General features: G+C 71.1%; 15 protein-coding genes. 8 read left to right on the forward strand and 7 right to left on the reverse strand.

The annotated features are described in order from the left end of the window. Positions 1 to 106 precede the first annotated feature (106 nt). From HAV39_RS20805 to HAV39_RS20820, 4 genes are read left to right on the forward strand one after another with little or no spacing between them, the layout of a single operon-like run. Positions 107 to 1033, forward strand: a complete 927-nt coding sequence (locus HAV39_RS20805; RefSeq protein ID WP_120317032.1) for an ABC transporter permease — start codon at positions 107 to 109, stop codon at positions 1031 to 1033. Positions 1034 to 1045: 12 nt separating this feature from the next. Next, positions 1046 to 2014, forward strand: coding sequence for an ABC transporter permease (locus HAV39_RS20810; RefSeq protein WP_120317033.1), 969 nt, complete (start codon positions 1046 to 1048; stop codon positions 2012 to 2014). Positions 2015 to 2018: 4 nt separating this feature from the next. Further along, complete coding sequence (locus tag HAV39_RS20815; protein WP_191840850.1) at positions 2019 to 3053, forward strand: ABC transporter ATP-binding protein; 1035 nt, start codon at positions 2019 to 2021, stop codon at positions 3051 to 3053. Next, positions 3037 to 4077, forward strand: a complete 1041-nt coding sequence (locus tag HAV39_RS20820; RefSeq protein WP_191840851.1) for an ABC transporter ATP-binding protein — start codon at positions 3037 to 3039, stop codon at positions 4075 to 4077. Before HAV39_RS20815 ends, HAV39_RS20820 begins: the two co-directional genes overlap by 17 nt. Before the next feature lie 80 nt (positions 4078 to 4157). Here the strand turns inward: HAV39_RS20820 and purH are convergent, their stop codons facing one another. Both purH and purN read right to left on the reverse strand, forming a co-directional pair. Then, positions 4158 to 5732 carry a bifunctional phosphoribosylaminoimidazolecarboxamide formyltransferase/IMP cyclohydrolase gene (gene purH, locus HAV39_RS20825; RefSeq protein WP_191840852.1) on the reverse strand — a complete coding sequence of 525 codons (1575 nt, stop codon included), beginning with the start codon at positions 5730 to 5732 and terminating at the stop codon, positions 4158 to 4160. A 251-nt stretch (positions 5733 to 5983) separates the two neighbouring features. Then, positions 5984 to 6589 (reverse strand): phosphoribosylglycinamide formyltransferase, encoded by a 606-nt coding sequence (gene purN, locus HAV39_RS20830; protein WP_191840853.1) that lies wholly within the window; start codon positions 6587 to 6589, stop codon positions 5984 to 5986. 423 nt (positions 6590 to 7012) lie between these two features. Here purN and HAV39_RS20835 point away from each other — a divergent pair, with 423 nt between their 5' ends. Together HAV39_RS20835 and HAV39_RS20840 are read left to right on the forward strand one after the other, a co-directional pair. Next, entirely contained in the window at positions 7013 to 7786 is a 774-nt protein-coding gene (locus HAV39_RS20835) for a hypothetical protein (RefSeq protein ID WP_191840854.1), read from the forward strand. Between the two features lie 134 nt (positions 7787 to 7920). Further along, positions 7921 to 8205: a CD225/dispanin family protein gene (locus tag HAV39_RS20840; RefSeq protein ID WP_120317040.1), complete on the forward strand. Its 285-nt coding sequence runs from the start codon at positions 7921 to 7923 to the stop codon at positions 8203 to 8205. A 7-nt stretch (positions 8206 to 8212) separates the two neighbouring features. Here the strand turns inward: HAV39_RS20840 and HAV39_RS20845 are convergent, their stop codons facing one another. After that, positions 8213 to 10018, reverse strand: a complete 1806-nt coding sequence (locus HAV39_RS20845; RefSeq protein ID WP_191840855.1) for a cell division protein PerM — start codon at positions 10016 to 10018, stop codon at positions 8213 to 8215. Between the two features lie 124 nt (positions 10019 to 10142). Between HAV39_RS20845 and HAV39_RS20850 the strand changes: the two genes are divergently transcribed. Continuing rightward, a complete protein-coding gene (locus HAV39_RS20850) occupies positions 10143 to 10478 on the forward strand; it encodes a hypothetical protein (protein WP_275413914.1) in 336 nt (111 codons plus the stop codon). Between the two features lie 23 nt (positions 10479 to 10501). Then, positions 10502 to 10891 (forward strand): hypothetical protein, encoded by a 390-nt coding sequence (locus tag HAV39_RS20855; RefSeq protein ID WP_191840856.1) that lies wholly within the window; start codon positions 10502 to 10504, stop codon positions 10889 to 10891. A 65-nt stretch (positions 10892 to 10956) separates the two neighbouring features. Here the strand turns inward: HAV39_RS20855 and sucD are convergent, their stop codons facing one another. The 4 genes from sucD to icmB form a co-directional block, all read right to left on the reverse strand. Further along, positions 10957 to 11844: a succinate--CoA ligase subunit alpha gene (gene sucD / locus HAV39_RS20860; protein WP_120317043.1), complete on the reverse strand. Its 888-nt coding sequence runs from the start codon at positions 11842 to 11844 to the stop codon at positions 10957 to 10959. A 7-nt stretch (positions 11845 to 11851) separates the two neighbouring features. Continuing rightward, positions 11852 to 13030, reverse strand: a complete 1179-nt coding sequence (sucC, locus tag HAV39_RS20865) for an ADP-forming succinate--CoA ligase subunit beta (protein WP_120317044.1) — start codon at positions 13028 to 13030, stop codon at positions 11852 to 11854. Between the two features lie 229 nt (positions 13031 to 13259). Then, a complete protein-coding gene (locus tag HAV39_RS20870) occupies positions 13260 to 13943 on the reverse strand; it encodes a hypothetical protein (RefSeq protein ID WP_191840857.1) in 684 nt (227 codons plus the stop codon). 305 nt (positions 13944 to 14248) lie between these two features. Then, positions 14249 to 14656 carry a coenzyme B12-dependent isobutyryl CoA mutase small subunit gene (gene icmB, locus HAV39_RS20875; RefSeq protein ID WP_120317046.1) on the reverse strand — a complete coding sequence of 136 codons (408 nt, stop codon included), beginning with the start codon at positions 14654 to 14656 and terminating at the stop codon, positions 14249 to 14251. Positions 14657 to 14814: the final 158 nt, after the last annotated feature.

Raw genomic sequence — 14814 nt, forward strand, 5'->3', positions numbered from 1 at the left:
CCGACCGGACCAGGCGCACCACCACCACGTCGACCGCGGCCCCATGGTACGAAGAACACGGATATTTCGTGCCAATCGGGCTGCCTGGTGAGAGAAGAAATCGACGATGTTCCGCTATCTTGTGCGGCGCTTCCTCCAGATGATCATGGTGTTCATCGCGACCACACTCATCGTGTACTCGCTGATGTACCTGACCGGAGGCGACCCCATCCAGGCCCTGGCCGGCGAGAAGCCGGTCACCGACCTGCAGCGCGCCCAGCTGACCGTGAAGTACGGACTGGACCAGCCGTTCCTGGTCCGGTACTGGAACTACCTGACCGACCTGCTGCACGGTGACTTCGGCACCACGCTGACCGGACGTCCCATCAAGGACATCCTGCTGGACGCCTGGCCGGTCACCATGCAGCTCGCGCTCATCGCCATCCTGGTCACGATCATCTTCGGCGTGACCGCCGGCGTCATCGCGGGCATCCGGCGCGGCAGCATCTTCGACAACGCGACCCTGGTCCTGACGCTGATCGTGATCGGCATCCCGTCGGTCGTGCTCGCGCCGCTGGCGCAGTACCTCTTCACCATCCAGTGGAAGCTCTTCCCCACCACGGCCAGCGGCAGCCCGACCTGGTACGAGCTGGTGCTGCCCGGCGTCGTGCTGGGATCGCTGTCGGTGGCCACCGCGATGCGGCTGACCCGCGCCTCGGTCAGCGAGAACCTGCGCGCCGACTTCGTGCGTACCGCCCGCTCCAAGGGCATGCCCGGCCGCCGGGTGATCGGCATCCACGTGCTGCGCAACTCGCTGATCCCGATCGTGACCTTCCTCGGCGTCGAGCTCGGCAGCCTGATGGCCGGCGCGATCGTCACCGAGAGCGTCTTCAACGTCCCCGGCGTCGGCTTCCAGCTGTCCCGCGCGCTGAAGACCGAGGACACCCCGCTGGTCATCGGCATCGTCAGCGTGCTGGTGATCGTCTTCCTGGTGGCCAACCTGATCGTCGACCTGCTCTACGCGGTGCTCGACCCGCGCATCCGGTACGAGTAAGAGGTTCCTGACATGACCGACTTCGAGTCCGTGGCCGCGACCGAGCTGCACACGGCTACCCCCGGACCGGCCGGCGATCCGAACGCGCCCGGCCAGCCGCACACCCTTGAGGTGTCCAAGCCCCGCAGCGCCAGCGCGGACGCCTGGCGCGAGCTGCGCCGCCGTCCGCTGTTCTGGGTCGCGCTCGTGATCGTCGCGCTGATCCTGCTGATCGCCGCCTTCCCGTCGCTGTTCACCTCGGCCGACCCGGCCACGTGCGCGCTGCGCAACCGCATGGGCGCACCGTCCGGCGCGGCCATCTTCGGGTACGACGTGCAGGGCTGCGACGTGTTCGCCAAGGCCATCTACGGCACCAAGAACTCGCTGCTGGTCGGCACCGGCGCAGCGCTGCTCGCCGGGCTCCTCGGCATGGCGCTGGGCATCACCTCCGGCTACTTCGGCGGCTGGTGGGACGGGGTCGTCTCCCGGATCATCGACATCGTGCTCGGCCTGCCGCTGCTGCTGGCCGGCATCGTGTTCATGAAGCGGGTCACCAACGCGGGCGGCGGCCAGACCGCCATCCTGCTCGCGCTGATCGCCATCCTCGGCCTGCTCGGCTGGACCACGGCGGCCCGCGTCATCCGCTCCTCCGTGATCACCGCCAAGCAGCAGGACTACGTGCACGCCGCGAAGATGCTGGGCGCGGGCAGCGGCCGCATCATGTGGCGGCACATCCTGCCGAACTCGCTGGCGCCGTTCATCGTGATCATCACGATGGCGCTGGGCTCGTTCATCGCCGCCGAGGCGACGCTGTCCTTCCTGGGTATCGGCCTGCGGCCGCCGGCCCAGTCCTGGGGCATCGAGATCTCGACCGCCCGGCTCTACATGCGGGAGAACGCCGTCCCGCTGATCGTGCCGTCGACGTTCCTGGCGCTGACCGTGCTCGCCTTCATCATCCTGGGCGACGCGATCCGCGAAGCCTTCGACCCGAAGCTGCGGTGACAACATGACCGACATCCACGTCAGCTCCTCTCCCGCCACCGGCGGCAGCGGTCGTCACCTGCTCGAGGTGAAGGACCTCTACGTCGAGTTCCACACCCGCGACGGCGTCGCCCGCGTGATCAACGGCGTCTCGTACCACCTCGACCCGGGCGAGACCCTGGCCGTGCTGGGCGAGTCGGGCTCCGGCAAGTCGGTGACCGCGCAGGCGATCATGGGCATCCTGGACATGCCCCCGGCGAAGATCCCCGGCGGCCAGATCCTCTACAAGGGCGAGAACCTCCTCGCCATGTCGGAGGAGAAGCGCCGGCAGGTGCGCGGCAAGGAGATCTCCATGATCTTCCAGGACGCGCTGTCGGCCCTGAACCCGGTCTTCCCGGTGGGCTGGCAGATCTCCGAGACGCTGCGCACCCGTGCCGGCATGTCCCGCAAGGACGGGCTGAAGCGGGCCGTCGAACTGATGGACCTGGTCAAGATCCCGGCCGCCAAGGCCAGGATCAAGGACTACCCCCACCAGTTCTCCGGCGGTATGCGCCAGCGCGTCATGATCGCGATGTCGCTGGCCATGGACCCCAAGGTCCTCATCGCGGACGAGCCGACCACCGCGCTCGACGTGACCGTGCAGGCCCAGATCATGGACCTGCTCGGGGACCTGCGCCGCGACCTCGACATGGGCCTGATCCTGATCACGCACGACCTGGGCGTGGTCGCCGACGTCGCGGACCGCATCGCGGTCATGTACGCGGGCCGCATCGTCGAGCACGCGGACGTGCGCAGCGTCTACAAGCACCCGGCGCACCCGTACACCGAGGGCCTGCTCGACTCGATCCCGCGGCTGGACTCCAAGGGCACCGAGCTGGCCACGATCAAGGGCCTGCCGCCGAACCTGATGCGCCCGCCGACGGGCTGCGCGTTCCACCCGCGCTGCAAGTACGCCAAGGCGGTCTGCACCACCGAGACACCCCGCTCGCTGGACCTCGGCCACGGCCGGACCAGCGCGTGCCACTTCGCTAAGGAGATGCTCGATGGCACACTCCGCTGATAACGTCGCGGCCTCCCGGCCCGCCGGCGAGCCGCTGCTGCGGGTCGAGAACCTGGTCAAGCACTTCCCGATCACCCAGGGCATCCTCTTCAAGAAGAAGGTCGGCGCGGTCAAGGCGGTCGACGGGGTCAGCTTCGAGCTGCACCGCGGCGAGACGCTGGGCATCGTGGGCGAGTCGGGCTGCGGCAAGTCGACGCTGGCCAAGCTGCTGATGCGGCTGGAGACGCCGACCGCGGGCCGGGCCATGCTCAAGGGCAAGGACATCTTCAAGGTGTCCGGCTCCGAGCTGCGCCGCATGCGCCGCAACATCCAGATGGTGATGCAGGACCCGTACACCTCGCTGAACCCGCGGATGACCGTCGGCGACATCATCGGCGAGCCGTACGAGATCCACACCGAGGTGGCGCCGAAGGGCGACCGCCAGCGCCGGGTGCAGGAACTGCTGGAGCTCGTGGGCCTCAACCCCGAGCACATCAACCGCTACCCGCACCAGTTCTCCGGCGGACAGCGCCAGCGCATCGGCATCGCCCGCGCGCTGGCCCTCAAGCCCGAGATCATCGTCTGCGACGAGCCGGTGTCCGCGCTGGACGTGTCGATCCAGGCCCAGGTCATCAACCTGCTGGAGAAGCTGCAGGGCGAGCTGGACCTGTCCTACATCTTCATCGCGCACGACCTGTCCGTGGTGCGGCACATCTCCGACCGGGTCGGCGTCATGTACCTCGGCAAGATGGTCGAGGTCGGCACCGACGCGGAGATCTACGAGCGGCCGACCCACCCGTACACCCAGGCACTGCTGTCGGCGGTGCCGGTGCCGGACCCGGACGCCCGCGCCCACCGCGACGTGATCCGGCTCGTCGGCGACGTGCCGTCCCCGGCCAACCCGCCGTCGGGCTGCCGGTTCCGCACCCGGTGCTGGAAGGCACAGGAGCGCTGCTCGGTGGAGGAGCCCCTGCTCATCCGCCGCGGCGTGGACCCGCACCCGAGCGCGTGCCACTTCGCGGAGCTGCGCCAGGTTGTCGGCTGACCCAGCCGCCACCCGCAAGAGCCGAAACGAAGGAAGGGCGCCTTCTCAACTCGTTGAGAAGGCGCCCTTCCTTCTTGCGCTCAGTGGGCGAAGTGGCGGGAGCCGGTCAGGTAGAGGGTGATGCCGGCGGCCTTCGCCGCGGCGATGACCTCCTCGTCGCGGATCGAGCCGCCCGGCTGCACCACCGCGGTCACGCCCGCGTCCAGCAGGATCTGCAGGCCGTCGGCGAACGGGAAGAACGCGTCCGAGGCGGCCACCGAGCCGCGGGCCCGGTCGCCGGCCCGGGAGACCGCCAGGCGGCACGAGTCGACCCGGTTGACCTGGCCCATGCCCACGCCCACGCTGGCACCGTCCTTGGCCAGCAGGATCGCGTTGGACTTGACGGCCCGGATCGCCCCCCAGGCGAACTCGAGGTCGTCGAGCTGCTCGGCCGTGGCGGGCTCGCCCGTGGCCAGCCGCCAGTTGGCCGCGTCGTCGCCCGGCGCGCCGAAGTCGTCACGGGTCTGCACCAGCATGCCGCCGGACACCTGCCGCAGCTCGACCTTGTTCGGCCGGAACGCCGGGGCGAGCAGCACGCGCAGGTTCTTCTTCGCGGTGAGGATCTCCACCGCCTCCGGCGCGTACGCGGGGGCCACCACGACCTCGGTGAAGATCTCGGCGATCTGCTTGGCCAGCTCCGCGGTCACCTCGCCGTTGACCGCGATGATGCCGCCGTACGCCGAGACCGGGTCACACGCGTGCGCCTTGGCGTGCGCGTCGGCCACCGAGACCGTGGAGATCGCGATGCCGCACGGGTTGGCGTGCTTGATGACCGCGACCGCGTGCACCCCCTCGAAGTCGTGCACGGTGCGCCAGGCGGCGTCGGCGTCGATGTAGTTGTTGTAGGACATCTCCTTGCCGCCGAGCTGCTGCGCGCGGGCCAGGCCGGGCGCGGCGGACGGGTCGATGTACAGCGCCGCCGCCTGGTGCGGGTTCTCGCCGTAGCGCAGCACGTTGCTGCGCCACAGGCCGAGCCCGGCGTACTCCGGCCAGGCGAAGCCCTCGGCCGGAGCCGGGGCCAGCTCCTGGGCGCACCAGTTCGCCACCGCGATGTCGTAGTCGGCGATGTCGGCGAAGGCGCGCGCGGCCAGTGCGCGGCGCTCGCCGAGCGAGAAACCGCCGGACTCCAGTGCCGCGGCGATCAGGTGGTAGTCGGCCGGCGAGGTGACCACCGCGACGTTGGCGTGGTTCTTGGCCGCCGCGCGCACCATGGCCGGACCGCCGATGTCGATCTTCTCGATGCACTCGTCAGTCGAGGCGCCCGACGCCACCGTCTCGGAGAACGGGTACAGGTTCGACACCAGCAGGTCGAACGGCTCGATGTCGAGCTCAGTGAGCTGCGCGCGGTGCGTGTCGAGGCGCACGTCGGCCAGCAGGCCCGCGTGCACCCGGGGGTGCAGCGTCTTGACCCGCCCGTCCAGGGTCTCCGGGAAGCCGGTCAGCTCCTCGACCCGGGTCACCGGCGAGCCGGTGGTCTCGATCTGCTGCGCCGTGCTGCCGGTCGAGACGATCTCGACCCCGTGCCGCCGCAGCGTCGCGGCGAGGGCCTCCAGCCCGGTCTTGTCCCACACGCTGATCAGCGCGCGTCGAATGGGCTTGCGCTCACCCGTGGTCATGCCTTCTCCTCGCTCCGCTCGTCGGCGGCATGAGCCACCAGCCTTATGGTTCGCTCGCCAGGCTCGCTCACACCTTCTCCTCGCTCCGCTCGTCGGCGGCATGAGCCACCAGCCTGATGATTCGCTCGCCAGGCTCGCTCACACCTTCTCCTCGCTACGTTCAGGGCCGGCCTGAGCTGCCGACCCCGTGGTCCGCTCGCCGCACGCTGTCGCGTCCGTCCCCGGCCGTCGCGGCGCGGGAGCACGGTCGATCAGCCGACGATCACTTTCCTGCCGTTGACGGTCCAGCCGTGGCGCGCCATCCGGCCGACGTACTCGACCAGCTGCCCGCGCTCGGCGTCCTTGATGCGCTCGGAGAGGGTGTCCTCGGTGTCGTCGTCGAGCACCGGCACCGCGACCTGCGCGATGATCGGCCCGGTGTCCACGCCGCCGTCCACGAAGTGCAGCGTCGCGCCGGCCAGCTTCACCCCGTACTCGACGGCGTCGCGCGGGCCGTGCATGCCGGGGAACGCCGGCAGCAGCGCGTTGTGGGTGTTGACATAACGTCCGCCGAACCGGTCCAGGAACGCCTTGCCCACCAGCTTGAGGAAGCCCGCGCCGATCACCAGGTCGGGCTGGTGCGCCGCGGTCAGGTCGGTGAACGTTTCGTCCCAGTCCTGCCGGGTAGCGAAGTCCGGGACCCGGGCGACGAAGGTGGGCACTCCCGCGGCCTCGGCACGGGCCAGGCCCGCGATGCCGTGGCGGTCCGCGCCGACGCCGACGACGGCCGCCCCGTATGCGGGGTCGGCGCAGGCATCGAGCAGAGCTTGGAGGTTGGTACCGGAACCGGAGACCAGGACGACGAGGCGAGCGGTCACCTCTGCACCCTATCGGGCAGCCTCGGCGCTGCTCGCGTCGGGTGCGGCGGGCACTTACGGCGTTTTGCCCGACAAACCCGCAAATAAAGTAGATATTGGGCGAAGAACTGCATTCCAGAACGTGCCGACCCCGCCCGGCCAGCCGGGTGCCGTCACCCCGCACGCTCTGCCGAACGCGAGGAGCCGATCTTGACGCAACCGCCGAAGCCACCGGAGACGCCGGAGGAGCCGCCGTCGTGGCCGCCGCAGCCGCCGTCGCGCGAGGAGCAGCCGCCCGCTCCGCCCTCGCCCGATGTGCCGCCGCCGCCGAGCGAGCCGGTTCCCGCACCCCCCGAAGGCGCGACCTGGTCACCCGAGTCTGAGCCGGCCTCCGCGGCTGCCGGCCATGAGCCGGAACCGCCGGCCGGCCGGGAGCCGCCGTCCGTGCCCGAACCAACCGCGCCGTCCACCGGCGCACCGGGCACCGCCGGCGGGGTCTGGCCGGAGCCGCCGGCCGCCCCGGAGCCGCCGACCAGCGTGGACAACCCGTTCAACCCGCCGCCCGCGCCGGAGTTCGCGCCGCCGGTCGCCATGAGCGACCCGACCGCGCCCACCCCGCCGACGCCGCCGGTCCCGCCCTCCCCGCCCACGCCGCCCGGCCCGCCCCCACCGATGCCGCCGGTGCCCCCGCCGCCGTCGGTCGGGGCGAGCACGCCCACGCCGCCGGGCTGGCCCGAGCCCGCGGAACAGCCGTACCCGGCGTCCGCGCCGCCTCCCCCGCCGGTGGCCGGCCCTTACGGCTCGGGCGGCGGGACGGTGTACGGCTCGTCCGGCACCCCGCTGCCGCCGCCCCCGCCGCCCCCGCCCTCGATCGGGGGACCGCCGCCGCCACCGCCGCTGGGCCCGGCGCAGGGCACCGTCTACCAGAAGGCCGGCGGGCAGAACAACCTGTTCGGCTGGATCGCACTGGCCTGCGGCATCATCGGCACCGGCTGCTGCTGTTGCCCCTGGCTCAACGGCGCCCCGTTCATCGGCGGCATCCCGGCGGTCATCCTCGGCGCCATGCACCTCAACAAGGTGAAGAAGGGCGCGGCATCGATGTCGTGGCTCGGCTGGGTCGCCATCGCGCTGGGCGTCATCGCCATGGTCGCTGCGATCTGCGGGATCGCGACGGGCTGGCAGGACCGGATCTACGACCAGTACCAGCAGTTCAACTGATCCACTCGTGTCGACTGGTGGGACAGCTGTTATCAGCTGTCCCACCAGTCACATCCGTCACAACTTGCTATTAGACTCCGCACGTTTGGCAACGGCTCACTCCGAGCCACCACCCCGACACCCCTGGAGTCTCCATGACCTACGGTTCCCAGCAGCCGCAGATCGACAACAACCTGACGATGTCCATCGTCTCGATCTTCCTGTTCTGGCCGCTGGCCATCCCGGCCATCATCAACGCCAACAAGGTCAACCCGCTGCTGCAGGCGGGCGACTACGCGGGCGCCCAGGCCGCTGCGGCCGAGTCCAAGAAGTGGTCGAAGCTCGCCCTCATCATCGGTGGCGTCGCGTGGGCCCTGGTCTGCGTCTGCTGCGCGCTCAACTTCTTCGTCCTCGGCGCCAACGGCGCCGCGGGCATGTGATCAGCCGTTACTGCACCAGCTGACGGGCGGTCCGCACGGCGGGCCGCCCATCGGTTTCCTTCCGCATACCGTGCACCGCCCAGGATCCGGCGACCCCGAGCAGACCGCCCAACGCCACCACCAGCGCCGCCATCGCCGCGACCTGCCACACCACGGGTCCGGTGCGCACCGGACCGGTCACCGGCAGCACCCCGCCGGACGCGTACGCGGCGGCGGCCAGCAGCACCCCGGCAACCACTCCGGCGGTCAGCGCCGAGCCGCACAGGCGCAGCCACCGCGGCTGGGGCGTGAGCACGTCGCCGAGCCGGGACCGGCGCGGGCGCAGCCGCCGCCGGGCCATGAGCACCGCCGCGGCCACGCCGCCGAGCAGCGGCAGCACCGTGAGCAGCCACCCCAGCCCCTGCAGCGGGCCGGTCGGCACCCCGGCGAACACCGGCAGGTGGGTCAGCGGCAGGGTGCCCGCGGCGAACCCCGGGCCGAGCAGGTAGGAAGCCGCCCAGACGGCGAAGTTCGGCCCGTACACCAGGCTCAGCAGGGTCAGCCCGGCCTGACCGAGCACCCCGGTGGAGAACCCGGCGAGGTCGTGCGTGGCCTGGGTCCCGTTCATCGCCACCGCGAGGCCCACCGCGCCCGCGCCGACCGCGAGCACCAGCAGCGCGGCCACCACGCCGGCCCGTACGCCGTCGCGCAGCAGCACCGGCGTACGCCGGGCCAGCCGGCGCAGCACGCCGCCGCTGCGCAGCACCCCGGCCGCACCCCCCACCGCACCCAGCACCACGAAGTGCAGCCCGGCGCGCCACGGGGTCACGAACAGTCCCGGCCCATCGGTGAGCGCGGCGGCGAGCACCCCGAAGCAGCCGTACACCGCTGCCACGGCCAGCGTGCCCAGCACCGCGTGCCGGATCGACCCGCTGCCCTGGGCTCCCATCGCCCGGGTCGTGTGCACCCCGGCCCGGTTGACCCGCCACAGCGCGAACGCGGTGAGCGCCAGCGGCGCCAGCTCCATCGTGCCCAGCTGGCCGTTGACCGGCACGGTGATCGGCACGCCGTGCCCGAGCAGCCAGGCGGCCAGCACCAGGCGCAGCGACAGCCCCCAGTCCACGGCTCCCTCGGCGGCCCGCGCGGCCACCGTCAGCAGCATCAGCGGTCCGAGCACCAGCAGCGTCGCCCAGCCCGTGTTGACCAGTGCCGCCACCGGCAGCGGCGCGCCCCGCGGGCGCAGCGCGCCGGCCGGGCGGCCGCGCGGCAGCAGCACGGTCTCCATGGTGGCGAGCTCGTCGTCCAGCGGCTCCCGCGGCACGGGGCGGCTCACATCGATCTTGACCGTCTCCCGCGCCGCCAGGTGTGCCAGATCGATCTTGACGGTGTCCCGGGTGCCCAGCGCCGGATCGTCGGCGAACCCGGAGTCCGCATCGGCGTCGGCGGAGCCGCTGGTGCGGTCCGGCTCGGCCGCGGCCAGGTCGGCGACGTCGCGACCGCCCCCGTCCAGGTCGGCGACGTCGCGGTGCGCCGGGTCGGCGGCATCGCGGCGGCTCGCGTCCGCGCCTGAGTGCCGGGGTGTATCCGTTTCGGTAGCCGGGGCGCCGGGGCTCGCGTCGGTGTCCGTTTCGGCCGAGCTGCCGGGCGTGTCGCGGCGGGCGTGCTCCGGTGCGGCGGCATCGCGTTCGGACGGATCCGTGCCGGACGCGCGGGCCTCCGGCGCGGCGGGACGCGAACCGTCCCCAGACGACCGCGAATAAGCGTCCGAACCCTCGCCGGGCGCAGCGCGCCGCAGCTCAGGCTGCACGCCGAGGGACTCACCTTGCTCCGTCATCAGGCGCTACCTAACCACAAACGAGCCGGGTTGACGATGAACCCTACCCCGTGGCCATTTCGACCCGATATGCGAGTTAGGAGGGATACGCTGCGAACAAGGTCGTTCCTCGAGGAGGCTTGTCGTGACCTACACACCGCCACCGCCGTCAGTGCCGCCGCCGCCTCCACCACCGCCCGTGCCGCCACCGCCGCCGGGCCCGCCGCCCTACGGAACACCGTCGGGCATGCCGGGCAAGGGCGACCGCGTGACGCTGTACGGCGTGCTGGGCATCGTCCTGGGCCTCTGCTGCTGCGGCCTCATCGGCCTGATCCTGGGCTGGCTGTCGGTGCAGGAGGCGAAGAAGGTCGGCAAGAAGCCGACGCTGGGTTACATCGCGATGGCCGTCGGTGTCATCGGCATCATCTGGAACATCATCTACGGCATCCGCTACTCCAGCGGCGGGATGAAGTTCAACTGAACTAGTCGGGATAGGGGAAACCCATGACGAACGACCCGCTGCCGCCGTACGAGCCGCCGCCGGTGACCCCGCCACCAGCGCCGCCGCCGCTCAACCCGCCGCCACCACCACCGCCGCCACCGGGCCCGCCGCCCTACGGCATGCCGCCGGCCTCGGGCGGCGGCAAGGACCTGGCGATGATCTACGGGATCATCGGCATCGTCGTCGCCGTGTTCTGCTGCGCGCCGCTGGGCATCCTGTTCGGTTGGCTGTCCATGAAGGAGGCCCGGGAGCGCGGCCAGGACCAGACGCTGGGCAAGGTCGCCTTCTGGCTGGGCATCGCGTTCACCGCGCTGGCGGTGATCGGTGTGATCCTGGCCTGCGTCGCCGGCGCGTTCAGCGGCAACATGTACAACCACCGCGGCGGCTACTGACCGAAACGAACGGTGGGCGTCCTCCCGAGCCGGGAGGACGCCCACCGTCTTACGTGCGTACGGCCTCAGCGGCCGGACATGACCTCGCGCATCAGGCGGGCGGTCTCCGACGGCGTCTTGCCGACCTTGACCCCGGCCGCCTCCAGCGCCGCCTTCTTGGCGTCGGCGGTGCCGGACGAGCCCGAGATGATCGCGCCCGCGTGGCCCATGGTCTTGCCGGGCGGGGCGGTGAAGCCGGCGATGTAGCCGACGACGGGCTTGGTCACGTGCGCCTTGATGAACTCGGCCGCGCGCTCCTCGGCGTCGCCGCCGATCTCACCGATCATGACGATGGCCTCGGTCTCCGGGTCGTCCTGGAAGGCCGCGAGCGCGTCGATGTGGGTGGTGCCGATGATCGGGTCGCCGCCGATGCCCACGGCGGTCGAGAAGCCGATGTCCCGCAGCTCGTACATGAGCTGGTAGGTCAGCGTGCCGGACTTCGACACCAGGCCGATGCGGCCGGAGCCGGCGATGTCGGCCGGGATGATGCCCGCGTTGCTGGCGCCCGGGGACGCGACGCCGGGGCAGTTCGGGCCGATGATCCGGGTCTTGTTGCCCGTCTCGACGGCGTGCGCCCAGAAGGCGGCGGTGTCGTGCACCGGCACGCCCTCGGTGATCACGACGGCCAGGCCGATGCCCGCGTCGATCGCCTCGACGACGGCGTCCTTGGTGAACGCCGGCGGCACGAAGATGACGGTGACGTCCGCGCCGGTCTCCTTCATCGCGTCGGCCACCGAGCCGAACACGGGCACCGCGGTGCCGTCGAAGTCGACCGAGGTGCCCGCCTTGCGCGGGTTGACGCCGCCCACGATCTGGGTGCCCGCGGCCAGCATGCGGCGGGTGTGCTTGGAGCCCTCGGAGCCGGTCATGCCCTGAACGATGACCTTGGAGTCCTTGGTGAGCCAGATAGCCATGTCAGTGTCACTTCCCCGCTGCGGCGAGCTCGGCGGCACGCTTGGCCGCGCCGTCCATGGTGTCCACTCGCTGCACGAGCGGGTTGTTCGCGCTGTCGAGGATCGCGCGACCGGCCTCGGCGTTGTTGCCGTCGAGGCGTACGACCAGCGGCTTCGTCACGGACTCGCCGCGGCCCTCCAGCATGGCCAGCGCCTGCACGATGCCGTTGGCGACCGCGTCGCACGCGGTGATGCCGCCGAAGACGTTGACGAACACGCTCTTGACCGCGGGGTCGGACAGCACGATCTCCAGACCGTTCGCCATGACCTCCGCGGACGCGCCGCCGCCGATGTCGAGGAAGTTCGCGGGCTTGACGCCACCGAACTGCTCACCGGCGTACGCGACCACGTCCAGCGTGGACATGACCAGGCCCGCGCCGTTGCCGATGATGCCGACCTCGCCGTCGAGCTTGACGTAGTTGAGGTCCTTGGCCTTGGCGGCCTGCTCCAGCGGGTCGACCGCGGCCTTGTCCTCCAGCGCCTCGTGGTCGGCGTGGCGGAAGCCGGCGTTCTCGTCCAGCGTCACCTTCGCGTCCAGGCACAGCACCTTGCCGGAGCTGATCTTCGCGAGCGGGTTGACCTCGACCAGCGTCGCGTCCTCGGCCCGGAAGGTCTGCCACAGCTTGATCGCGATGTCCACGACCTGGTCGGCGACCTCGGCCGGGAAGTGGCCGGCGGTGACGATCTCACGCGCCAGCGCCTCGTCGACGCCGCGGTTGGCGTCGATCGCGATCTTCGCGACCTTCTCCGGCTGCTCCTCGGCGACGGTCTCGATCTCCATACCGCCGGCGACGCTGGCGATGCACAGGAAGGTGCGGTTCGCCCGGTCGAGCAGGTAGGAGAAGTAGTACTCCTCGACGATGTCGGCCGTCTCGGCCAGCATCACCTTGTGGACCGTGTGGCCCTTGATGTCCATGCCAAGGATGTCGTTCGCGCGGTCGTATGCCTCGGTCGCGTCGGCGGCGAGCTTGACGCCGCCGGCCTTGCCCCGGCCGCCGACCTTCACCTGCGCCTTGACGACGACCCGGCCGCCCAGCCGCTCGGCGATGGCGCGGGCCTCCTCCGGGGTCTCGGCGACGCCACCGGCGAGCACGGGCAGGCCGTGCTTCTCGAAGACATCGCGCCCCTGGTACTCGTACAGGTCCACCGATACCTCTTCGTGTCCAGCCCATGGCGTCGCGGGCTGGACGCCCGCTGCGACGCGTAGGGACCATTGCCCATCCTCCGCTGGCTGGGCCTTCCGCGCAGCCTAACGGTCGGTCAGCACAACGTATCGGCACGACCGCCCGGTGTGCCCAACTGCACACCGGTTGCCGTCCGGCACCGGCCCGGCCCGAAGGGCGCCGTGCGGTGCCGGACGGCCTGGTGGCAGGCGTTCAGCCGAGCATCTCGACCGGCACCCGGCCGGCGGCCTGGTAGCGCAGCGCGGCGAGGAGTTCGGCCGGGGTGCCCGGGGCCGCGGCGATCGGCACGTGGATGTTGGTGCCCAGCTTCTTCGTCCGCCGCCGCTGCGCGAGGGCGGTGCCGGCCCGGTTCTCCACGTTGCCCTGCTTCGCGAGGTTGAACTGGGGCTCGATGCGGGAGTCGCGGGGCTTCACGCACAGCTGCGGGCCGTGCCAGTTGCGCACGTACACCGCCTCGACGTCGGCCCAGGGCAGGTGCAGCACCCGGGCCTTGTCGAGCAGGGGCCGGACGTACACCCCGTCGGCGTCGGCGGCGAGCTGCACCGGGCGCAGCTGGCGCACCACCGAGACCGGCAGCCACGCCAGCAGGCCCAGCACGAGCACAAGCGCGCCGAGCCCGACCATGCCGCTGTTCATGTCGCCGTACTTGGCGCTGTGCACCGTCTCCTGGCTGTGCAGCAGCAGGTACACCCCGGTGGGCAGCATAAAGAGGGAGAGCAGGGTCATGATCACGAGTTCGCCGCGGCGGTGCGCGAGCAGATGCCGCCAGGTGCCGGCGAGCTGCACCGACACCGGCAGGCCCGCCGGGATGAGCTGCCGCAGCGTCGGGACGGCCGCGGGGGCGGGGGTGCCCGCCATGGGGTCAGGGCTGGTCATGGCGCGTGAACCTAGCAGCCCGTCACTCTTTTCGGTGACCCTGCGAATGCCCGTAACCCCGGCCACCGGCCATCGTTGAGTCTGATGTCAGAGAGCTGAGGCCGGAACGGCCGAGGCAGGATGACACAAACGGCCGATGCCCTGTCGGTCGAGGGGTGGCGGCGGGGCATCGTGCATAGAGGAGCCGGACGTGTGAGGGGTGCGTCCGGCTCCTCCCTTTCTGCGTTTCCGTGAGGTCGTCCGGAGCGCGCACGCACCCCCGGGCCGGTCCGGCGCGGGGGTGCGGATCTTCCAGGGGTATGAGGTCAGGCAGGCTGGGCGGTCGCCACGTTGGCCCGCACCCAGTCGACGATGGCGTGGGTCGTCGCGCCGGGCGTGAACACCTTCGCCACACCGAGCCGCTCCAGCTCGGGGATGTCCGCGTCGGGGATGATGCCGCCGCCGAACACCACCATGTCGCCGGCGCCGCGCTCGCGCAGCAGCTCGACCACCCGCGGGAAGAGGGTCATGTGCGCGCCGGACAGCACGGACAGGCCGACCGCGTCGGCGTCCTCCTGGATCGCGGTCTCCACGATCTGCTCCGCCGTCTGGTGCAGGCCGGTGTAGATGACCTCCATACCCGCGTCGCGCAGGGCTCTGGCCACCACCTTCGCGCCCCGGTCGTGCCCGTCGAGCCCGGGCTTGGCGACGACCACGCGAATACGAGTGCCCATCAGTGCTCACCTCTCCGCCGTACTGACCTTAACGAACGGTAACCCACCCACCGGCGCTCACTGCCAGCGGTCCAGCGGTCTCTGTCCGCGACACCTATATATACGCGCTGCCCCGCGCATCGCTACTCTCCGTAGGTCTCGCATTCCCGACAAATAGC

Origin of the sequence: Catellatospora chokoriensis, assembly GCF_011297315.1 — a bacterium.
Taxonomy (GTDB): Bacteria; Actinomycetota; Actinomycetes; order Mycobacteriales; family Micromonosporaceae; genus Catellatospora; species Catellatospora citrea.

Bases quoted from the DNA above. Each gene is read 5' to 3' on its own strand.
- HAV39_RS20805 (WP_120317032.1), top strand. From the start codon at position 107: ATGTTCCGCTATCTTGTGCGGCGCTTCCTCCAGATGATCATGGTGTTC.
- HAV39_RS20810 (WP_120317033.1), top strand. From the start codon at position 1,046: ATGACCGACTTCGAGTCCGTGGCCGCGACCGAGCTGCACACGGCTACC.
- HAV39_RS20815 (WP_191840850.1), top strand. From the start codon at position 2,019: ATGACCGACATCCACGTCAGCTCCTCTCCCGCCACCGGCGGCAGCGGT.
- HAV39_RS20820 (WP_191840851.1), top strand. From the start codon at position 3,037: ATGGCACACTCCGCTGATAACGTCGCGGCCTCCCGGCCCGCCGGCGAG.
- purH (WP_191840852.1), bottom strand. From the start codon at position 5,732: ATGACCACGGGTGAGCGCAAGCCCATTCGACGCGCGCTGATCAGCGTG.
- HAV39_RS20840 (WP_120317040.1), top strand. From the start codon at position 7,921: ATGACCTACGGTTCCCAGCAGCCGCAGATCGACAACAACCTGACGATG.
- HAV39_RS20845 (WP_191840855.1), bottom strand. From the start codon at position 10,018: ATGACGGAGCAAGGTGAGTCCCTCGGCGTGCAGCCTGAGCTGCGGCGC.
- HAV39_RS20855 (WP_191840856.1), top strand. From the start codon at position 10,502: ATGACGAACGACCCGCTGCCGCCGTACGAGCCGCCGCCGGTGACCCCG.
- sucD (WP_120317043.1), bottom strand. From the start codon at position 11,844: ATGGCTATCTGGCTCACCAAGGACTCCAAGGTCATCGTTCAGGGCATG.
- HAV39_RS20870 (WP_191840857.1), bottom strand. From the start codon at position 13,943: ATGACCAGCCCTGACCCCATGGCGGGCACCCCCGCCCCCGCGGCCGTC.
- icmB (WP_120317046.1), bottom strand. From the start codon at position 14,656: ATGGGCACTCGTATTCGCGTGGTCGTCGCCAAGCCCGGGCTCGACGGG.